Below are 17,657 nucleotides of genomic sequence, written 5' to 3'. Positions count from 1 at the left end.
CGCCCGGTTTACATTCCGAACCCGGAAGCTAAGCCTTTCAGCGCCGATGGTACTGCAGGGGGGACCCTGTGGGAGAGTAGGACGCCGCCGAACAATCATTGTGGGAAAGCCCCGCACCTTATGGTGCGGGGCTTTTCTGCGTTTACGGGCCGTGACCTGCGAAATCACGATGAAGTCTGTCTGGTCGTGTGGTTAGGATCCCGAGGTATGACCGATCAGAGCAAGCAGGACGTGAACCAGCACGTGATCCGTCCGATACGGGCGGACGAGTGGGAGCAGGTCAAGGAGCTGCGGATCGCCTCGCTCCACGACCCCGTGGCTTCCATCGCCTTCCTCGACACCGCCGAGCTCGCCGAGGCCCGGCCGGACAGCTTCTGGCAGGAGCGGACCGCCGGCGCAGCCTCCGGGCGGGCCGTGTGTCAGTTCGTGGCCGAGGGGCCCGACGGGGTGTGGGACGGCAGCGTGACCGTGCTCGTCGAGGAGCTGGGCACCACCGACTTCCTCGACCGTGAGATCGAGACGACCCAGGGGCACGTCGTCGGGGTCTTCGTCCGTGAGGGCCGGCGGGGCACCGGACTGGCCGAGGAACTGTTCCGGGCGGGGCTGGAGTGGGCCTGGTCGCTGGAGAACCCGGGGCTGGAGCGCGTACGGCTCTACGTGCACGAGCGCAACGACAAGGCGCAGGCCTTCTACCGGCGCATCGGGTTCCAGGACAGCGGCGTGCGGGTGCCGCTGGAGACGGACCCGTCCGCCAAGGAGCTGGAGTACGTCATCGCTCGGCCGGCAGGGATCTAGCCGACGGGGAGGGGCGCGTCCGGCCAGCGGGTACGGGCCTGTTCGCGACTGCGGCACAGGGCGAGGAGGGGGAGCGTCTCGTCCTGGAGGAGCTCCGGGAGCTGGGGGACGGGAGCCACGGCAGCCACGTCGTCCAGGACCAGCGCGAGTGGTGGGTCGAGCCGACCGTGGGATGACCGTGCGGCCATGCGGCGGCCGTGCTCGACCACGCTCGAGGCGAGTGCGGTCAGCAGGGGCATCGCACCCGGGTGGGTCCGGGGATCTTCCAGCGGTTCGCCCACCACGTACAGGCTGCCCCCTTCGGCGATGAACGAAGCCAGGGTGAGCGAATCCGTTCGGTTCGGGTTGCAGGCCTCGCGGATGTGGATCGAGGTCAGGCAGGAGAGGGCCCGGGCCGTCAGGTGCTGGGCCAGCTCGCGGCGTTCCGGGTGGGCGGTGAGGGCGTTCTCCAGTTCCCCGGCGGCGCCGGGGGCGGCGGTGACGCTGCCGGGATGGGTGCGCAGGATGCGTACCGGGTCCTGGGAGCCGTTGCCCTGGGCCCAGCGGTGCAGCTGCTTGAACGGGCGGTCGTCGAGAGCGGCCGCCTGGAGCCAGCAGCGAAGGAGCGTTTCCGCGGTGTCGGCGACGGCCGCGTCCATACGGGCCTGCGGGCGTACGGGGGCCAGCAGGGCGACGGCGCGCGCGGCCGCGGCATCGCGGTCGAGGCAGCCCTCGGCCGGGTTCCAGTGCATGCGGGCCGGGGTGTCGCACAGGTGGGACGGGTCGTAGAGGAGGACCGGGCCGAGTTTGGCGCGGGCGTCCTTGGTCTCCGCCCAGAGGGCCGGGGAAGAGGTGACCACCAGCACCGCGCCCTCGGCCGTGGCGATGCTCTGCGCGGCGAGGCGGTGGCGCTCGGAGGGGCCGGCGTAGGTCATCCGGAGGGGCGGGGGCGTCGTTGGCATGGTGGGCGGGGCGGGTGCCGGGGCGTAGCCGAAGCCGTAGCGGTAGGCCTCGTCCACCGGAGCCGGAGCCGGGGCCGGGGCCGGAGCCGGGGCCGGGGCCGGAGGCTGGGGCTGGAGCTGGGCGGGTACCGGGGGCTGGCGCGAGGGCTCGTACGGGACGGGCTCGGGCGCGGCCGCAGCCGCAGCCGCGGGTGCGGTTTCCGGCGCGGGGGTCGGCGCGGACTGTCTGGCCAGGGCGCGGCGGGACTTCGTACGGGCGATGACGCCGATGCAGAACACGGTCAGCACGAACATCACCAGCAGTTGGCCGATGAACAGGCCCCAGAACAGCCCCCAGCCCGACAGCGCCGCCGGGTCGGTGTCCGGCCAGGCGCCCGGGACGTCGTGCGGCTGAGCTATCAGGGCGCGCACGGCCCCCGGGGTCCGGGTGAAGGTGACGTTGTCGGGCCAGCTGCCCTTCGCGAGGAGGGCAGCCAGGCCGGTGCCCGTCCAGACCAGGACCGCGAGGCCGAGGAGGAAGGCCAGCAGGGCGATGAGCAGCCCGTCGGGGATGCCGCCGCGGGCGGGGGCGTCCGTACGTCGGGCGTCTCGTGCATCTCGTGCGTCGTACATGCTCACGCCACCGTGGTCGCGGACCCCGGGCCGCCGTTTCGGTGGCGTTCGATGAGCAGGGCGCGCTCCTCCGCCTCCAGTTCGGCCGCCAGCAGGTCGTCGGGCAGTTGGTGCTGGGCGGAGGACTCGGTCATCGCGCGGTCGGTGTAGACGAGGGGGCGTTCGGTCTCGGTGATCAGGTGTTTGACCACCTGGACGTTGCCGTTGACGTCCCAGACGGCGATGCCCGGGGTGAGGGTCGGGATGATCTCCACGGCCCAGCGGGGCAGGCCGAGGACGCGGCCGGTGGCGCGTGCCTCGTCGGCCTTCTGGGCGTAGATGGTCCTGGTGGAGGCCATCTTGAGGATGGCCGCGGCCTCGCGGGCGGCCGCTCCGTCGACGACGTCGGAGAGGTGGTGGACGACGGCGACGAAGGACAGGCCGAGGCGTCGGCCGAACTTCAGGAGGCGCTGGAACAGCTGGGCCACGAAGGGGCTGTTGATGATGTGCCAGGCCTCTTCGACGAGGAAGATGCGCTTCTTGCGGTCGGGCCGGATCCAGGTGTGCTCCAGCCAGACGCCGACGATCGCCATGAGGATCGGCATCGCGATGGAGTTGCGGTCGATGTGGGAGAGGTCGAAGACGATCAGCGGGGCGTCGAGGTCGATGCCGACGGTGGTCGGGCCGTCGAACATGCCGCGCAGGTCGCCGTCGACGAGGCGGTCGATGACGAGCGCCACGTCGAGGCCCCAGGCCCGGACGTCGTCTATGTCGACGTTCATGGCGAGGGCGGATTCGGCTTCGGGGTAGCGCAGTTGCTCGACGATGTCGGTGAGGACGGGCTGGCGGTCGCGGATGGTGTCGACGACGTAGGCGTGGGCGACCTTGAGGGCGAAGCCGGAGCGCTCGTCGAGGCCGTGGCCCATGGCGACTTCGATGATGGTCCGGAGCAGCGCGAGCTGGCCGGTCGTGGTGATCGCCGGGTCGAGGGGGTTGAGGCGGATCCCGTCGTCGTTGGCGGCGATGGGATCCAGGCGGATGGGGGTTATCCCCAGCTGCTGGGCGATCAGGTTCCACTCGCCGACGCCGTCCTCGCCCTGGGCGTCGAGTACGACGACCTGGCGGTCGCGGAAGCGGAGCTGGCGCAGGACGTACGTCTTCTCCAGGGCGGACTTGCCGTTGCCGGATTCGCCGAGGACCAGCCAGTGCGGGGCGGGGAGTTGCTGCCCGTAGAGCTGGAAGGGGTCGTAGATGTAGCCCTTGCCGCTGTAGACCTCGCGGCCGATGATGACGCCGGAGTCGCCGAGTCCGGGGGCGGCGGTGGGCAGGTAGACGGCTTGCGCCTGCCCGGTGGAGGTGCGGACGGGCAGGCGCGTGGTTTCGACCTTGCCGAAGAGGAAGCTGGTGAAGGCGTCCGTCAGGGCGGACATGGGATCTCGCATGGGGCGGCCGTTCCCTCCAGCTAGCGTCGGATGCCGGTGGCGAACGGCAGGGTGTTGACGAAGGCGCGGTGGTGCTCGCGGTCGCACCACTCCAGCTTCAGGTAGGACTTGCCGGCGGAGGCGCGGATCGTCCGCTTGTCGCGGGCGAGGGCTTCGGGCGAACGCGAGGACACCGTGATGTACCCGACGAGGTTGACTCCTGCCGCACCGCTGGCGAGATCTTCACCCCTCTGGTCCAGTCGGCCGTGCGCGGCGATGTCGCGGGGGTCGACGGTCCGGTTCATCTTGGCGGCGCGGGAGGCGTCCGCCTCGTCGTTGGTCTTCTCCGTGAGCATGCGCTCGATGGCGACCTCGGTGGGCTCCAGGTCCATGGTGACGGCGACCGTGCGGATCACGTCCGGGGTGTGGACGAGGAGCGGGGCGAGGAAGTTGACGCCGACCGGGGTCATGGGCCATTCCTTCACCCATGCCGTGGCGTGGCACCAGGGTGCGCGGGTGGAGGACTCGCGGGTCTTGGCCTGGAGGTACGTCGGTTCCACCGCGTCGAGTTCGGCCGGCCAGGCGTTGCGCTTGGTCATGGCCTGGATGTGGTCGATGGGGTGGTCCGGGTCGTACATGGAGTGCACGAGGGAGGAGAGTCTGCCCTGGCCGAGGGGCTGGCGGACGCGGATGTCGGCCTCGGCGAGGCGGGCGCAGATGTCGGTGAGCTCGCGGGCCATGACGATGGCGAGGCCGGCGTCGCGGTCGAGCCTGCGGCCCTTGTGAGGGGTGCCGGCGCGGGCGATGGTGTGGGCCTCGGCGGCGAGTTCGCGCGTGAAGTGCATGCAGGCGACGAGGTACGCGCGGTGCTGCTCGGAGGAGGTGGAGACCATCGACTGGAGCTGCTCGTAGGAGTCGCGCAGCCAGACGGGGGCGTTGGTGTCGCCGCGCTGGGCGACGTCCTTGGCGTGCGCGTCGGGGTCGGCGGGCAGCGTACGGGCGAGCATCTGCAGGCGGGTGACGAAGCCGTCGCCGTTGGCCACGTGCTTGAGGAGGGTGCCGAAGCGGTCGACGAGGGCTTCCTGGTCCTCGCTGTCGCGCAGGCCGACGCCGGGGCCCTCGATCTCGATGGCGGCGGTGACGGTTCTGCGGTCTGCGTGGAGCAGTACGGCGATCTCGTCGGGGCCGAAGGGCGCGGCGAGCCAGCTGATGCGGCCGATGCCGGGGGGCGGGCCGACCTCGACCTCGCGGCCGTCGGAGCCGCGGACGCCGGCTTCCATGGCGGCCGAGCGGTACGTCGTACCGCGGCGCAGGGTCCGCTTGTAGCTGCGGCTGATCTCGAACCAGCGGTAGAAGGTGCGGCCCTTGTACGGGACGTACACGGCGGCGAGCGCGAGCATGGGGAACCCGGCGAGGCTGACGATGCGCAGCGTGAGGTCGGGGACGAGCAGTCCGCTCATCATGCCGAAGAACGCTCCGGCGATGATCAGGGCGATCTCGCCGGTCTCGCGGTTCTTGCCCACGATCGCGTTCGGCCGGGCCCGGCCGATGAGATACGTGCGGCGGGGCGCGACCGGGTGGATCTGGTGGGACTGGGTCGTCAACGCCCGTCACCTCCTGTGTTCTTCGTACTCGTACGCGAGCTCGTGCGGGGCGGGGGTGTGGCGGAGGGGACAGGTCCGCCGCCGGACCCGCCGCCGGAGGACGGGCGGCTGCTGTGGGCGGCCACGCCTCCGGAGATGGGGTTGGCGGGGCGGGGGGCGCTGTTCGCGCCGCCGCCGTCGCCTGCGCGGTGGTTGCCGCGGCTGCTGTGGGTCTTGATGCCCTGCGAGACGAGGGAGGCGGGGGAGCTGATGACGGCCGCGGCCTGGGCGCCGTCGGTGGCGGAGCTGCGGCCGGCGCGGGCGGAGGCGATCTCGTCGCCGAAGCCGGGGACGAAGCGGTAGATCATCGCGGAGGCGAAGATCGCCAGCAGGATGATCGCGAGGCCGGAGACGACGGCGGAGAAGGCGTTCGGGCCCTTCTCGCCGGCCAGGGCTCCTGCGAGGCCGAGGACGATGACGATGACCGGCTTCACGAGGATCACGGCGATCATGATGCCCGCCCAGCGGCGCACGTGGCCCCAGAGGTTGCGGTCGACGAGCCCGGCGTAGACGACGACGCCGAGGAGGGCGCCGACGTAGAGCAGGGCGGCGCGGATGAAGAGCTCTAGGAAGAGGATGCCGGCGGCGAGGACGGTGACGAGGGAGACGACGATCAGCATGATCGGGCCGCCGCCGATGGAGTCGCCCTTCTTGAGGGCCTCGGTGAAGGAGCCGAAGAAGACGTCGGTCTGGCTGCCGCTCGCGGAGGCGATGACCTCGGTGACGCCGTCGGTCGCGGAGACGACGGTGTAGAGGATCAGGGGGGTGAAGGCGGAGGCGAGGACGGTGAGCCAGAGGAAGCCGATGGCTTCGGAGATGGCGGTGGTGAGGGGGACGCCGCGGATGGCGCGCTTGGCGACGGCGAAGAGCCAGAGGACGAGGGTGAGGATGGTGGAGGCGGCGAAGACGATGGAGTACTGCTTGAGGAAGGCGCCGTTGGTGAAGTCGACGTTCGCGGAGCCGTTGACCGCCTTGCTGAGCTCGGTGACGATCCAGGCGGCGGCGTCGGCGCAGCCCTTCGCCAGGGAGGCGAGGGGGTTGAGGGCGTCGGCCGGGTCGTTGGGGGCTAGGCCTGTGCGGGGGGCTCCGCCGGTGGCTTCGCCGCGCTCGCAGTACTGCTTGGCAGGGCCGATGAGGAGGTCGCACGGGTCGTTGCTCGCCTGTGGCGAAGGGGTCACCGAGGGCGTGGGCACCGGGGAAGGGGCCGCGTAGGCGCGTGTTGCCATGGTGACGACGGCCACGTGTACAGAGGCGACGACACCCAGCCTGAGGCGGAGGCTACCGGGCATAGGTGAACCCTCCGAAGTCCTTGATGGCCTTGCTGATGTCGTCGGAGGAGGAGGCGGCCACGTCGCCGGGAACTGGGGCCGGCCCGTCCTGCTGATTGTCGGCCGTGACTTTCCAGTCGCCGCCGGACCAGGCCAGATCGAAGGTCCAGGTCTTCCACGTGGTACGCACTGGATCGGTGGACTTCACCCCTGACATGCCGATCAGCCCCATGTACCAGACGGCGATTCTCGCGTTCGTCGGGCTGTAGCTCTCGACGCGGGTTCCGATCGGGACGGTGCGGGTCACGAACGTGTTGCCCTGGGGAGGGTTGCCGCTTTCGTCCAGTCCGAGCTTGGTCAGGAAAGCGGCTGAGTATGCGGCGTCCTGAGGCCCCTTCAGGCGGGCTGAAGCATCAGGCGTATAGACGCTGTCCACGATCGTATGGCGGTTGGACTTCCTGAACATGCCGTCGGAACCCAGCACCACCGCGTAGTTGGTGGCAGCCGACTGGGCTCCCTGTTGGTCCTGCGGGAAGCCCTTGGGGATGCCTGCGGATTTGTCCGTGACCGGGGGGACGCCCGTGGCGGCGGTGGGGGAGGTGGCCTGGGGTTTGTCCGAGGACGGGGTGGTCGGGGTGTCGCCGGACTGGTTCGCGAACGCGATGGCAGCGATCAGGAGGACGACGACGCCGACGACCGTGACCAGGCTTCTGGAGGTGCGTGGGGTGCGGCGGGGGGTGCCGTAGGCGTCGGAGGGGGATTCCGGGAGGCGGGTACGGGTCTGGCCCGTGCCGCCGACCTCGCCGTAGCCCGCGCCGCCGCCGTACTGGTCGTCGTTGCTCATTCCGTGTCCGCCCCCTCCGCGTCGTACGACGGTAGCGCTGCTTCCCGCGCACGCGCGGCGTGGTGAGTCCTCATCAGGTCCGGGATCCGGGGACCTGCCCGGCTAGACGGCCATCCCGTAGACGATCGTGAACAGGGTGCCGAGGGAGCCGATGATGAAGACGCCGGTCAGGCCGGCCACGATCAGGCCCTTGCCCTGTTCCGCGCTGAACGTGTCGCGCAGCGCGGTCGCGCCGATGCGCTGCTTGGCCGCGCCCCAGATGGCGATGCCGAGGCAGAGGAGGATCGCGACTGCCATGACCACTTCGATCATGATCTTCGCTTCGTTGCCGAGACTGCCGAACGGCCCCCAATTCGGGGCGATTCCGCCGATGATGGTGGTGATGTCGCCCTTTTCGGCTGCCAGGATCATGTAACTCACCGCCCCTGTATGGGTAGTTCCGGAAGCCCGTGCCCGACGGCAGGGGTCACGCACTATCTTCGCTGATGAAACCGCCGTCGTACGTCGACTTGACGGCTCTCTTTGCCCGATCTCCCGGCCCGTGCCCCGCCCGTGTGCTCTGACCTGGGCGTGGGTGGTCTGCATGCGAAAGAACGTATGGTCACTCTGTGTATCACGGGGGGTGACCCCGGGCAATGATTGTCGTCCCGGCGTACGGGGGGCGGATCGAGGCGGCGCCGTTCGGCGCAACGTTTCGGCAGGGGTGGGCCCCTGCCCTTCGGTGGTGGCGCGCGGGGCGCGCCACCGGCCGGGCTACGGGACGTAGAGGTTCGAGCGGAACGGTGCGAAGACGGTCCGGCCGGGGTGGATGGCGCCGATGACCAGGCCGCTGCACCAGGGGCCGCTGGTGACGAGGACCGGGTTGTCGGTGTGGTTGGTGACGACGGCCGGGCCGTTGTGGAAGACGCAGCCGTACGGTTCGCCGATCGCGCGGTCGTTGATGACCAGTTCTCCCGAGGATGCGTGCGCGGAGCCGCCGAGGCTCAGGGCGAGGGTGATGGCGGCCGCGAGGGTGCCGAGGGTTCTGGTCAGTCGTCGCATGGTGGGGAAACCTCCAGGTGGGCCCGGTTGGTGACGATCATCTTCCGGTTGCGTGGCTCACCGTATTGGCTCAACGGCGGAACGTAACGCCCGATCAGGGGGCGTGTGGGTGCGCGAGGGGCGCACAGATGTCCGGCGAGCGCGGGGTGGGCCGGCCGGAGCCTTTGGTAGCAGGGGTTGTCAGTGGGGTGCGGCAGGCTTTTGGCATGACGATTCCGTGGACCCTGGCAGACATCGAGGCGGCCATCCGGGCGGGATGGTCGGCCGAGACCTGCTCGCCCGATGACGTCGAGCGAGCGCCCTGGACGGCCGACAATCCGGCCTGGGGGCACTGCGACATCACGTCCCTGGTCGTCCAGGACATAGTCGGCGGCGAGTTGATGTGCGGTGAGGTCTGGCTGGACGGGGAGCAGCAGGGCTTCCACTGCTGGAACGTCATGCCCGGCGGGATACGGATCGACCTGACCCGGGAGCAGTTCCGGCGCGGGCAGGTGGTCACGCCGGGGCGGCCGATGGGGAAGCGGCCGGGCGGGCGGCTGCCGAGGCGGTGGGAGGAGTACCAGCTGCTGCGGCAGCGGGTGATCGACAAGCTGGGGCCGCTGCCGGGGGCCGTGGAGACCTCCGACGGCCGCCGGCTGGCCTATACGGACTTCGGCGGTCCGGGGGCGCCGCTGCTCGCGCTGCACGGGCACTTCCAGGACGGGGCGACCTTCGGGCGGCTGGCCCGGGAGATGGGGCCGCGGTGGCGGGTGATCACGCTCGACCAGCGGGGGCACGGGGAGTCCGACCGGGCCGCGGAGTACTCGCGGGACGGGTACGTCGCGGACGCCGCGGCCGTACTGGAGCACCTGGGGCTGGGGCCGGCGGTGGTGCTGGGGCATTCGCTGGGCGGGGTCAATGCGTACCAGCTCGCGGCGCGGCGGCCGGAGCTGGTGCGGGCGGTGGTGGTCGAGGACATAGGCGCGGTGGTCGAGGGCGACCTGTCCTACGCGCTGGAGTGGCCGCGGCGGGCCGCGAGCCGGGAGGCGCTGCTGGCGGGGACGGGCAGCTCGGCGCCGTTCCTGGCGGGGTCGCTGCGCGAGCATCCCGACGGGTGGGGCACGGCCTTCGTGCCGGAGGACATGGTGGAGTCGCAGCGCGGGCTCAACGGTGACCACTGGGCGGACTGGCTGGCGGTGCGGCGGCCGACGCTGCTGGTCCGGGGGGACCGCAGCGGGGTGCTGTCGGCGGAGCACGCGCGGGAGATGACGCTACGGCGGCCGGGGGTGCGGCTGGTGGAACTGCCGGCGGGGCACGGGGTGCACGAGGGCGACCCGGAGGGCTTTGGCGCGGTGGTACGGGAGTTTCTGGCCCGGGTGTGAGGGGCCGGCGGGGGTACGGGTCGGCTGCCCGGCGCCGCCCGCCTCGACCCCGGCGGGACCGGAGGCCGGGGCCCGGCGGGGCCGGGGCGCGTGGGCGTGCGCGGCGCCCCTGCTGGGGCTCCGCCCCAGGCCCCGCGCCTCAAACGCCGGCGGGGCCGGAAGCGCGGGGTGCCGGCCGACCGGGACCCGGAAGGGGCGGTCGGTGCGGCGGGGGCTGAAGGGCTGTCGGGTCTTGCAGGTCGGCGCGGAGGCCCTGCGGGCTGCGGGGCTGGCCGGGTGGCCGTCACAGGAGCAGGGCTCAGCCGTACGGGCTCACTGGCCCCGGGCCGGTGCGGCGGTCGGGCCGGGGACGAGGAGGGCCGGCCGAGCGGCGCCGAGTCGCTACGGCGGGCTCGCCATCTCCGAGGCGCGCCGCGGCGGTGGCCACGGGGTTTCCGGCAGGTCGAGGGTGACGTAGACGGGGCTGGAACGCGATGGTGGCCAGGGGGCTTTCGGCAGGTCGGGCACTGCGGGTGGGGCGGGCGAGCGCCCCGAGTGTGTCGGGTGCAGGGGTACCGGCTGCTCGGGCGGGCCGGGTGTGGTGCAGCGGGTACCGGCTGCCCGAGCCTGCCGGGTGCGGTACAGCGGGGGGCCGGTGGCGAGAGGGTCCCGGCCGGGTCAGGTCCAGTGGGTGGGGCGCGTGAGGGAGGTGGGGATGCGGGTGGACGGGTTGCCCTGGGCGGCGTTGAGCTGGGGCTGGGTGAGGAAGATGGCGCCCCGCAGGTCGGCGCCGCGCAGGTTGGCGTCGCGGAAGTCCGCGCCGATCAGGTCGGCCGTACGCAGGTCGGCCCGGCTCAGGTCGGCGGCGATCAGGTAGGCGCCGCGGAGGTTCGCCCCGCGCAGGTCCGCGCCGGAGAGGCGGGCGCCCATCAGGTCGGCGCCGCGGTGGTTCTTCGTGCGGCCCGGCACCTTGGCCCGTACGAGCTCGCTGGTCTTCAGGAGCAGGGCGTTGATCCCTTGGCGCAGCGCGCCCACGTCGAACGGGGCGAGGGTCTCGGCGTCGGCGCGGGTCATGGCCTCGGTCTCGGCCAGGGCCAGGCGCAGCTCCGCGTGCACGGGGCGGGCGTCGGGGAGGGTGAGGGCCTCGGTGACGTAGAAGAGCAGCTCGTGCAGCTGCCGCATCACGGGGAAGACGTCGAACATCTGGCGGGCGGTGCCGGGGTGGGTGCGCCAGTCGCGGCCGCCGAAGGTGACCTGTGACACCTGCTGGCCCGCGCCGAAGCAGTCGAAGACGGTGCAGCCCTGGAAGCCCTTGTCGCGCAGCCGGGTGTGGATGCCGCAGCGGAAGTCCTGCTGGAGGTTCGAGCAGGGGGTCCCGGCGGCCTTGTTCACGGCGAAGTCGGTGGACTTGGCGAAGGGCAGGGCGACGCAGCAGAGCGCGAAGCAGTTGGCGCAGTCCGCGCGCAGGGCGGGGGTGGGGGCGGGGGTGGGGTTCGGGGCAGCAGTGGATGGCACGGGTCCATTGTCACCGGTCGGGGGCTTCGAGTCGCATCTGGACCGCGGTCCACGGGACGCCGTCGACCTCCTCCACGCCGGGCAGTACCTCCTCGGTGCGGAAGCCGAGCTTCTCGTACAGGTGGAGCGCGGCGGTGTTGTGGGCCCAGACGCCGAGCCCGATGTCCGGGAGGCCCAGCTCGCCGAAGGCGCGTCGGATGACGAGGGTGAGCAGGGCCTCGCCCAGGCCCTGACCGCGGGCCTCGGGGGCGATCAGCACGCGGCCGAGGCGGGTGCCGTTGAGGGATATGTGCCCGACGGGGACCGCCGGGCCCTCGGGGTCCCCGCCGCGGACCGCGGTCCAGATGTGGCGGCCGGGCTCCGCGGCGTAGGCGTCGAGCTGGGCGTCGTCGAGGGGCCAGCGGAACCCGTTGCCGGCCCAGGTGACGAGCTCGGCCTCGGTGGTGATCCAGCTGCGCAGCCGCGCCCGGTCGCCGGGGTGGAAGGGGCGCAGGGTCAGGGCCGGCGCCTCGGCGTGGGCTTCGGCCCGGGTCTCGGCCTGGGTCTCGGCCGGGCTCGCGGCGGTGGGTTCGTTCGGCGGGGTGGTCATGGCTCAAGTATCCGCAGAGCGAACGGTCTTGATCGAATGCCGGGGTCCGGTGAGCATCGCCCCATGACAGAAGTGATCGCAGTCGCCGTCATCACCCTCCTCGCCGTCATCAGCCCCGGCGCCGATTTCGCCATGGTGGTCCGCAACAGCTACCTCTACGGCCGCCCCACCGGCCTGTTCGCGGCCGCCGGGGTCGCGGCCGGAGTGCTCGTCCACGTCTCGTACACGATGCTCGGGGTCGGTCTGCTGATCGCCTCCTCCACCGCGCTGTTCACGGCGATCAAGCTGGCCGGAGCCGCGTACCTGGTGTGGATCGGCATCCGGACCTTCCGGACGCGGGCCGAGGTGACCGTGGACCTGGAGTCGAAGCCGCAGCTGACCCCGCTCGGCGCGATGCGCTCCGGTTTCCTGACCAACGTCCTGAACCCGAAGACCACGCTGTTCGTCGTGTCCACCTTCACGCAGGTCGTGAACCCGGACACCGGGATGTGGCAGCAGGCCGGCTACGGGCTGTTCATGTCGGCGGCGCACCTGGGCTGGTTCGCGGCGGTGGCGCTCTTCTTCTCCAACTCGCGCCTGCGCGAGCGGATGCTGAAGGCCCAGAAGGCGCTGAACCGGGCCATCGGCTCGGTGCTGGTGGGGCTCGGGGTGGGGCTGGGGTTCGCCCGCTGAGCCGGGCCGGAGGGTCGCCGCATGCCTGCCGCGTCGGTGCTGAAAGGCTGGCGGGCCCGGTTACCAGTCGGTAGCGTGCGGGGCATGGGCACTCCCGAGGCGTTCTACGAGCGGATCGACACGGGCCGGTTCCGGGCCACCGAGTACACGCGCGGGCCGTGGGACCCCGGCTCGCAGCACGCCGGGCCGCCGGCCGCGCTGCTCGGGCGCGCCGTCGAGGAGCGGCCGGGTGCGCGCGAGGACATGCGGATCGCCCGGATCACGTACGAGATCCTGCGCCCGGTACCGATCGGCGGGCTGGAGCTCACCACCAGCGTGCTCCGGGCCGGGCGCGGCACCGAGGTGGTCGAGGCTTCCCTCGCCCCCGCGGGAGGCGCGCCCGTGATGCTGGCGCGGGCCCTGCGCATCCGGGTCGCGGCCGAGCCCGTACCCGCGGTGGCGCCGGGGCCGATGCTGCCGCCGCCGGGGGAGGTGGGGGTGACCCCGTTCTTCCCGGTGCCGTGGGAGACCGGCTACCACTCCGCCATGGAGACCCGCTTCACCGAGGGCGCGTTCGTCGAGCCGGGGCCCGGTACCTGCTGGATGCGGATGAAGGTCCCGCTCGTCGCGAGCGAGGAGGTCAGGCCCCTGGACCGGGTGCTGATCGCCGCCGACTCCGGCAACGGCATCAGCGCGGTCATGGACTTCGGGCGCTACGTCTTCATCAACGGCGACCTCACCGTCCACCTGCACCGCCACCCGGTCGGGGAATGGGCCTGCGTGGAGGCCCGTACGAGCGTGGACGCGGCCGGCATCGGCCTCGCGGACGCCCGGCTCCACGACGAGAAGGGCCCGATGGGGCGGAGCGCGCAGAGCCTGTTCGTGGCTCCGAGGTGATCCCAACCCGGCTTCCTGGAGCGGGAGTCGGTGTGACACCCTCGTTCGGATGGAGGCCCTGAGAGACACCGATCCCGCGCACATCGGGGCGCAGGCGCTGCTGGCCCGGCTGGGCGCCGGCGGCATGGGCCAGGTGTACCTGGGGCGTTCGCCGGGCGGGCGGCTGGTGGCCGTGAAGGTGATCCGGGACGAGATCACGGGCCACCCGGAGGCGCTGGCGCGGTTCCGCCGGGAGGCGGAGACGGTGCGCGCGGTGCGGTCGGCGTACACGGCGAACCTGATCGACGCCTCGTTGGCGGCGCCGCCGTACTGGATCGCCACCGAGTACGTGGCGGGCCCGACGCTCGGTCACGCCGTGGCCGAGCGGGGCGCGTTGCCCGCGGACACCTGCCGGCGGCTGTTCGCGGCGCTGGCGGAGGGGCTGGCGAGCGTCCACGCGTACGGGGTGACCCACCGGGACCTCAAGCCGCAGAACGTCATCCTGGGCGCGCAGGGGCCGCAGCTGATCGACTTCGGGATCGCGCGCGGTGTGGGCGAGACCGCCCTCACCCAGGACGGTCAGGCGCCGGGCACTCCCGGGTTCACGGCGCCGGAGGTGCTGCTGGGCGCCGAGGCCGGGGCTGCCGCGGACGTCTTCGCGCTCGGCGCGACGCTCGCGTACGCGGCGACCGGGCGGCCGCCGTTCGGCGTCGGTGCGGCTGCGACGGTGGGCTACCGGGCGGTGCACGAGCCGATCGACGTGTCGGGGGTGGAGCCGGGGCTGGCGGCGCTGATCGAGGCGTGCGTCGCGAAGGACTCGGCGCAGCGGCCCGACCCGGCCGAGGTCATTCGGCGCTGCGGGGTGCGGGACGCGCTGATCGACGATCCGGTGTACGTCGGACTGGGCGTGTTGGGCGAGGCCGTGCCGGTGCACGAGATGCGCACCCAGGGGCCCGGCATGCCGTACGCCTACACGCCGACCCGGCCCGGGAACGCGGCGCGGCCGCAGAGCGCGGCCGCTGCCCCGGGCCGGCGGCGGACCGTGCTGTGGGTGGCCGCCGCGGTGGCCCTGGCGGTTGTGGGGGCGGTGGCCGTGTGGAACCTCCCGTTGGGAGGCAAGGGCGGCAAGGGCGGCGAGGACGACAGCGCCGGCGGCCGGAGCCCGGCCGCGCAGACGCCGGGCGGTGGCGGGCCGTCAGGGGGCCCGGTGGCGCAGTCTTCCGCGGCGCAGTCCCCGGCCGGCCCGCCCGTGTTCATCAAGCAGACCGGGCCGAACATCGACGACTACGACCCCACCAAGGACACCTGCAAGGAACCCGAGGAAGAGCGCCCCAAGTCGGATTTTCAGATCGCCGTGACGACGGCCGAGAACGATTACACGCATCAGGTGAAGCCGGGCACCGTCCAGATCAGCTACCGGATGAAGTACGCCCCGCAGGACATGCCCGCGTACTACGTGGCGGTCGTCGTCAAGCCGCAGCACGAGATCGACGAGAGCGGCCGGTCCACCGCGGTGACGGACAACCGCCAGCTCGGCTTCGTGGCCAGGGCCCGCAACATCTACGAGGGCGTCGCGACGGAGTGGAAGAACCTGACCTACCCGGACGACTTCTCCATGGAGCTGAACGGCAAGAAGGTCAGGGCGCCGTCGCTCGCTCAGGAGCCGGGCGGCTGGACGGTGGTGTTCCGGCACGCCACTTCCGACACGGAGCACAAGAGCGTGTTCTGTACGGGATTCATCAGCTGAGGCGGAAGGGATCGGCCGTAAGGGCTGACCGGGACGGCCGACAGAAGGGATGATTCGACACGGGTGGCGAATGCCCTGAGAAAGGCCGCTCGATGGGGGAGGGTTGCCGGGTGCGCAGAGTCTGGGTGATGGGTGGGATCGGTTTCGGGGCGTGCCTGTGCTTCGTCGCCCTGCTCGTGGTCGGCACGTACTCGGCGGCCGCCGGTCTGGCGGGTGGTGCCGGAGGGCGGCTGGGGCTCGCCAAGGGGGCCGTGCCCGGGAAGTACCAGTCGCTCGTGCAGAAGTGGGGCAATCTCTGCCCGACGCTCACGCCGGCCCTGCTCGCGGCGCAGCTCTACTCGGAGAGCGGTTGGGACCCCGACATCGTCAGTCCGGCGGACGCGCGGGGCATCGCGCAGTTCATCCCGGGGACCTGGGCCACGCACGGGATCGACGGGGACGGGGACGGGGACCGTGACATCTGGGACCCGAACGACGCCATCCCTTCGGCCGCTTCGTACGACTGCGAGCTCGCACGCTATGTGAGCAAGGTGCCCGGAGATCCCGTCAAGAACATGCTCGCGGCCTACAACGCGGGTCCCGGAGCCGTCGTCCAGCACCAGGGCGTACCGCCGTTCCGCGAGACCCAGGGATACGTGAAGACGATCACGACCCTCGCCAAGAGCTTCGAGGCACCCGTCGGGCGGGTCGCGCCCTCGCAGCAGGCGGCCGGGGCCATCTACTTCGCGCAGAAGCAGCTCGGGACGCCGTATCTGTGGGGTGGGAACGGGACTCCCGATCAGGGTGGGCGGTTCGACTGTTCCGGGTTGACCAAGGCGGCCTACGAGACCGTCGGGATCGAGTTGCCGCGCGTGGCGAACGATCAGTACAACGCCGGGCCGCATCCCGCGCGGGCGGATCTGCTGCCCGGTGATCTCGTGTTCTTCTCCGACGATCTGACGAACTCTCGGGACATCCGGCACGTCGGGCTCTACGTCGGCGGCGGGTACATGATCAACGCACCCTACACCGGGGCCGTGATCCGCTTCGACAAGATCGATACGCCCGACTACTTCGGTGCGACCCGCGTGACCAAGGACGGTGCGGAGGCGCTGCCGAAGCGCGCCGCCGGTGGCAACTCTCCGTAAGGCAAAGGCCCTGGGCTGCGACGATGAGTCACTCTTCGATAACGTTGGGGTGATCATTCGGTGGAGAGTGGAACGTAGCCGCCAGAACGGGCGTTCCATGGACAGCGGGGTTGATCACCGGGGGCGAAGGGGCGCACACCGTGGTGCGCCCGGACGAGAACCGAGGCAAGGGCAAGGGGCCGCATCACCATGGCTGGACTCACAACTGGTGGGCCGAACCTGGATGTAAGCCTGCTGTACGAGATCAACGGACTGTCCCGGCACGCCCCGAGCGCCGTCGACCGAGCCGTCGGAGTCATCGGGGAGTACGGGTTCCTCGCGGCCCTGGTGCTCCTGGTCCTGTGGTGCTGGCGCGGTGCCCGCCGACAGGACGAGGCCACCGCGGTCGAGTCCTTCGCCGCGCTCGTATGGGCCCCGCTGGGCGCGGCCGCCGCGCTGCTCGTCAACATCCCGCTGCGCGAGTTCGTCGGGCGGCCCCGGCCGTTCCGGCAGCACGCCGGGATCGAGGTGCTCGAACCCGGACTCGTCTTCAGCCGCAGCGAGTTCTCCTTCGTCAGCGACCACGCCACCCTCGCCATGGCCCTGGGCGTCGGCCTGTTCATCGCCAACCGCAGGCTCGGCTACCTCGGCATCGGCCTGGCCGTGCTGGAGGGCCTGTGCCGGGTCTACATGGGCGTCCACTACCCGACCGACGTCATCGGCGGACTCGCCCTCGGCACCGCGGTCGTGCTGCTGCTCGCCCCGCTCGCGATGGCGCTGCTGACCCCGGTGGTGCGCCGGGTGGCCCGCGCCCGGCACCTGGGCGTGCTCGTACGGGCCCGCGGGCGCGCGGTGGCGCTGCCGGTGGACCTCGCGCAGGCGCAGACCCCGCCGCCGGGGCGCGGGCACGACAGCGACCTGGCCGCCTGATCCCGGTTCAGCTCTGCCCGTAGGACTCCCATACGGAGAGCAGTACGGCAGCCAGCAGGCACAGCCCCGCCACCCCGAAGCACAGCCGCACCGCCGCCGGGCGGGGGCGCGGGGTCACGGGTCACCGCCCTCGTCCTCGCCGCGGCGGTAGCGCGAGCGCAGCCACAGCCCGGTGGCCACGGCCGCGGCGGAGGTGACCCCGATGGCCAGGGCCACGTCGCCCGGCCCGTCCGCACTGCCCACCGGTCTGGCCCAGGCCGCGGCGGCCGACGCGAACGAGATGAGCAGCGCCCACAGCAGGGCGGCGAGTCGGGGTGCGAGTCGGGGCATGAGTCAAGGGCATCCGCTCCCGGCCGGGG

17 protein-coding genes and 1 rRNA gene are annotated in these 17,657 nt (G+C 71.8%); 8 read left to right on the top strand and 10 right to left on the bottom strand.

All coding sequences use genetic code 11. The annotated features are described in order from the left end of the window. Positions 1 to 93: ribosomal RNA gene (gene rrf / locus AB0M99_RS27750) — 5S ribosomal RNA — on the top strand; the annotation flags it as partial. 114 nt (positions 94 to 207) lie between these two features. Then, positions 208 to 795 carry an N-acetyltransferase gene (locus tag AB0M99_RS27745; protein WP_365925033.1) on the top strand — a complete coding sequence of 196 codons (588 nt, stop codon included), beginning with the start codon at positions 208 to 210 and terminating at the stop codon, positions 793 to 795. Here the strand turns inward: AB0M99_RS27745 and AB0M99_RS27740 are convergent. The 7 genes from AB0M99_RS27740 to AB0M99_RS27710 all read right to left on the bottom strand — a co-directional run bounded on the left by AB0M99_RS27740 (position 792) and on the right by AB0M99_RS27710 (position 8,544). Continuing rightward, positions 792 to 2,348: a type VI secretion protein gene (locus AB0M99_RS27740; protein WP_365925031.1), complete on the bottom strand. Its 1,557-nt coding sequence runs from the start codon at positions 2,346 to 2,348 to the stop codon at positions 792 to 794. The two genes, AB0M99_RS27745 and AB0M99_RS27740, sit on opposite strands and share 4 nt — an antisense overlap. Positions 2,349 to 2,350: 2 nt before the next feature. After that, on the bottom strand, positions 2,351 to 3,769 hold the full coding sequence (locus tag AB0M99_RS27735; protein WP_365925029.1) for an ATP-binding protein: 1,419 nt from the start codon (positions 3,767 to 3,769) through the stop codon (positions 2,351 to 2,353). Positions 3,770 to 3,789: 20 nt separating this feature from the next. Next, positions 3,790 to 5,352, bottom strand: coding sequence for an SCO6880 family protein (locus AB0M99_RS27730; RefSeq protein WP_365925027.1), 1,563 nt, complete (start codon positions 5,350 to 5,352; stop codon positions 3,790 to 3,792). Continuing rightward, complete coding sequence (locus AB0M99_RS27725) at positions 5,349 to 6,680, bottom strand: hypothetical protein (RefSeq protein ID WP_365925026.1); 1,332 nt, start codon at positions 6,678 to 6,680, stop codon at positions 5,349 to 5,351. The genes AB0M99_RS27730 and AB0M99_RS27725 overlap by 4 nt, the downstream gene beginning before the upstream one ends. After that, entirely contained in the window at positions 6,670 to 7,503 is an 834-nt protein-coding gene (locus AB0M99_RS27720) for a hypothetical protein (RefSeq protein ID WP_365925024.1), read from the bottom strand. Before AB0M99_RS27720 ends, AB0M99_RS27725 begins: the two co-directional genes overlap by 11 nt. 102 nt (positions 7,504 to 7,605) lie before the next feature. Then, positions 7,606 to 7,914, bottom strand: coding sequence for a hypothetical protein (locus tag AB0M99_RS27715; RefSeq protein WP_031145169.1), 309 nt, complete (start codon positions 7,912 to 7,914; stop codon positions 7,606 to 7,608). Positions 7,915 to 8,256: 342 nt separating this feature from the next. Beyond that, on the bottom strand, positions 8,257 to 8,544 hold the full coding sequence (locus AB0M99_RS27710) for a hypothetical protein (RefSeq protein WP_365925022.1): 288 nt from the start codon (positions 8,542 to 8,544) through the stop codon (positions 8,257 to 8,259). 206 nt (positions 8,545 to 8,750) lie between these two features. Between AB0M99_RS27710 and AB0M99_RS27705 the strand changes: the two genes are divergently transcribed. Continuing rightward, entirely contained in the window at positions 8,751 to 9,905 is a 1,155-nt protein-coding gene (locus AB0M99_RS27705) for an alpha/beta hydrolase (protein ID WP_365925020.1), read from the top strand. Between the two features lie 657 nt (positions 9,906 to 10,562). On the opposite strand, the gene AB0M99_RS27700 is transcribed toward AB0M99_RS27705, so the two are convergent. Together AB0M99_RS27700 and AB0M99_RS27695 are read right to left on the bottom strand one after the other, a co-directional pair. Then, a complete protein-coding gene (locus AB0M99_RS27700) occupies positions 10,563 to 11,399 on the bottom strand; it encodes a pentapeptide repeat-containing protein (protein WP_365925018.1) in 837 nt (278 codons plus the stop codon). Positions 11,400 to 11,409: 10 nt separating this feature from the next. Then, positions 11,410 to 11,988 carry a GNAT family protein gene (locus AB0M99_RS27695; protein ID WP_365925016.1) on the bottom strand — a complete coding sequence of 193 codons (579 nt, stop codon included), beginning with the start codon at positions 11,986 to 11,988 and terminating at the stop codon, positions 11,410 to 11,412. Positions 11,989 to 12,051: 63 nt separating this feature from the next. Between AB0M99_RS27695 and AB0M99_RS27690 the strand changes: the two genes are divergently transcribed. The 5 genes from AB0M99_RS27690 (at position 12,052) to AB0M99_RS27670 (ending at position 17,298) form a co-directional block, all read left to right on the top strand. Beyond that, positions 12,052 to 12,660 (top strand): LysE family transporter, encoded by a 609-nt coding sequence (locus AB0M99_RS27690; protein ID WP_365925014.1) that lies wholly within the window; start codon positions 12,052 to 12,054, stop codon positions 12,658 to 12,660. Positions 12,661 to 12,744: 84 nt separating this feature from the next. Beyond that, positions 12,745 to 13,536: a thioesterase family protein gene (locus AB0M99_RS27685; RefSeq protein WP_365925012.1), complete on the top strand. Its 792-nt coding sequence runs from the start codon at positions 12,745 to 12,747 to the stop codon at positions 13,534 to 13,536. A 49-nt stretch (positions 13,537 to 13,585) separates the two neighbouring features. Next, the gene (locus tag AB0M99_RS27680) at positions 13,586 to 15,262 is read left to right on the top strand and encodes a serine/threonine-protein kinase (RefSeq protein WP_365925010.1); all 1,677 of its coding nucleotides are present in this window, start codon (positions 13,586 to 13,588) and stop codon (positions 15,260 to 15,262) included. A gap of 125 nt (positions 15,263 to 15,387) precedes the next feature. After that, a complete protein-coding gene (locus tag AB0M99_RS27675; RefSeq protein WP_365925041.1) occupies positions 15,388 to 16,389 on the top strand; it encodes a bifunctional lytic transglycosylase/C40 family peptidase in 1,002 nt (333 codons plus the stop codon). Positions 16,390 to 16,578: 189 nt separating this feature from the next. After that, positions 16,579 to 17,298, top strand: a complete 720-nt coding sequence (locus tag AB0M99_RS27670) for a phosphatase PAP2 family protein (RefSeq protein ID WP_365925008.1) — start codon at positions 16,579 to 16,581, stop codon at positions 17,296 to 17,298. 114 nt (positions 17,299 to 17,412) lie between these two features. Here the strand turns inward: AB0M99_RS27670 and AB0M99_RS27665 are convergent, their stop codons facing one another. Then, positions 17,413 to 17,628 (bottom strand): hypothetical protein, encoded by a 216-nt coding sequence (locus AB0M99_RS27665; protein ID WP_365925006.1) that lies wholly within the window; start codon positions 17,626 to 17,628, stop codon positions 17,413 to 17,415. Positions 17,629 to 17,657 lie beyond the last annotated feature (29 nt).

This window comes from Streptomyces sp. NPDC051183, assembly GCF_040682455.1.
Taxonomy (GTDB): Bacteria; Actinomycetota; Actinomycetes; order Streptomycetales; family Streptomycetaceae; genus Streptomyces.
This window is presented reverse-complemented; position numbering and strand designations above follow the sequence as displayed.

Excerpts from the sequence above, each read along its gene's own strand:
- AB0M99_RS27695 (WP_365925016.1), bottom strand. The coding sequence starts at position 11,988 with ATGACCACCCCGCCGAACGAACCCACCGCCGCGAGCCCGGCCGAGACC.
- AB0M99_RS27735 (WP_365925029.1), bottom strand. The coding sequence starts at position 3,769 with ATGCGAGATCCCATGTCCGCCCTGACGGACGCCTTCACCAGCTTCCTC.
- AB0M99_RS27710 (WP_365925022.1), bottom strand. The coding sequence starts at position 8,544 with ATGCGACGACTGACCAGAACCCTCGGCACCCTCGCGGCCGCCATCACC.
- AB0M99_RS27670 (WP_365925008.1), top strand. The coding sequence starts at position 16,579 with ATGGCTGGACTCACAACTGGTGGGCCGAACCTGGATGTAAGCCTGCTG.
- AB0M99_RS27680 (WP_365925010.1), top strand. The coding sequence starts at position 13,586 with ATGGAGGCCCTGAGAGACACCGATCCCGCGCACATCGGGGCGCAGGCG.
- AB0M99_RS27715 (WP_031145169.1), bottom strand. The coding sequence starts at position 7,914 with ATGATCCTGGCAGCCGAAAAGGGCGACATCACCACCATCATCGGCGGA.
- AB0M99_RS27745 (WP_365925033.1), top strand. The coding sequence starts at position 208 with ATGACCGATCAGAGCAAGCAGGACGTGAACCAGCACGTGATCCGTCCG.
- AB0M99_RS27685 (WP_365925012.1), top strand. The coding sequence starts at position 12,745 with ATGGGCACTCCCGAGGCGTTCTACGAGCGGATCGACACGGGCCGGTTC.
- AB0M99_RS27725 (WP_365925026.1), bottom strand. The coding sequence starts at position 6,680 with ATGCCCGGTAGCCTCCGCCTCAGGCTGGGTGTCGTCGCCTCTGTACAC.
- AB0M99_RS27665 (WP_365925006.1), bottom strand. The coding sequence starts at position 17,628 with ATGCCCCGACTCGCACCCCGACTCGCCGCCCTGCTGTGGGCGCTGCTC.
- AB0M99_RS27720 (WP_365925024.1), bottom strand. The coding sequence starts at position 7,503 with ATGAGCAACGACGACCAGTACGGCGGCGGCGCGGGCTACGGCGAGGTC.
- AB0M99_RS27690 (WP_365925014.1), top strand. The coding sequence starts at position 12,052 with ATGACAGAAGTGATCGCAGTCGCCGTCATCACCCTCCTCGCCGTCATC.
- AB0M99_RS27705 (WP_365925020.1), top strand. The coding sequence starts at position 8,751 with ATGACGATTCCGTGGACCCTGGCAGACATCGAGGCGGCCATCCGGGCG.
- AB0M99_RS27740 (WP_365925031.1), bottom strand. The coding sequence starts at position 2,348 with ATGTACGACGCACGAGATGCACGAGACGCCCGACGTACGGACGCCCCC.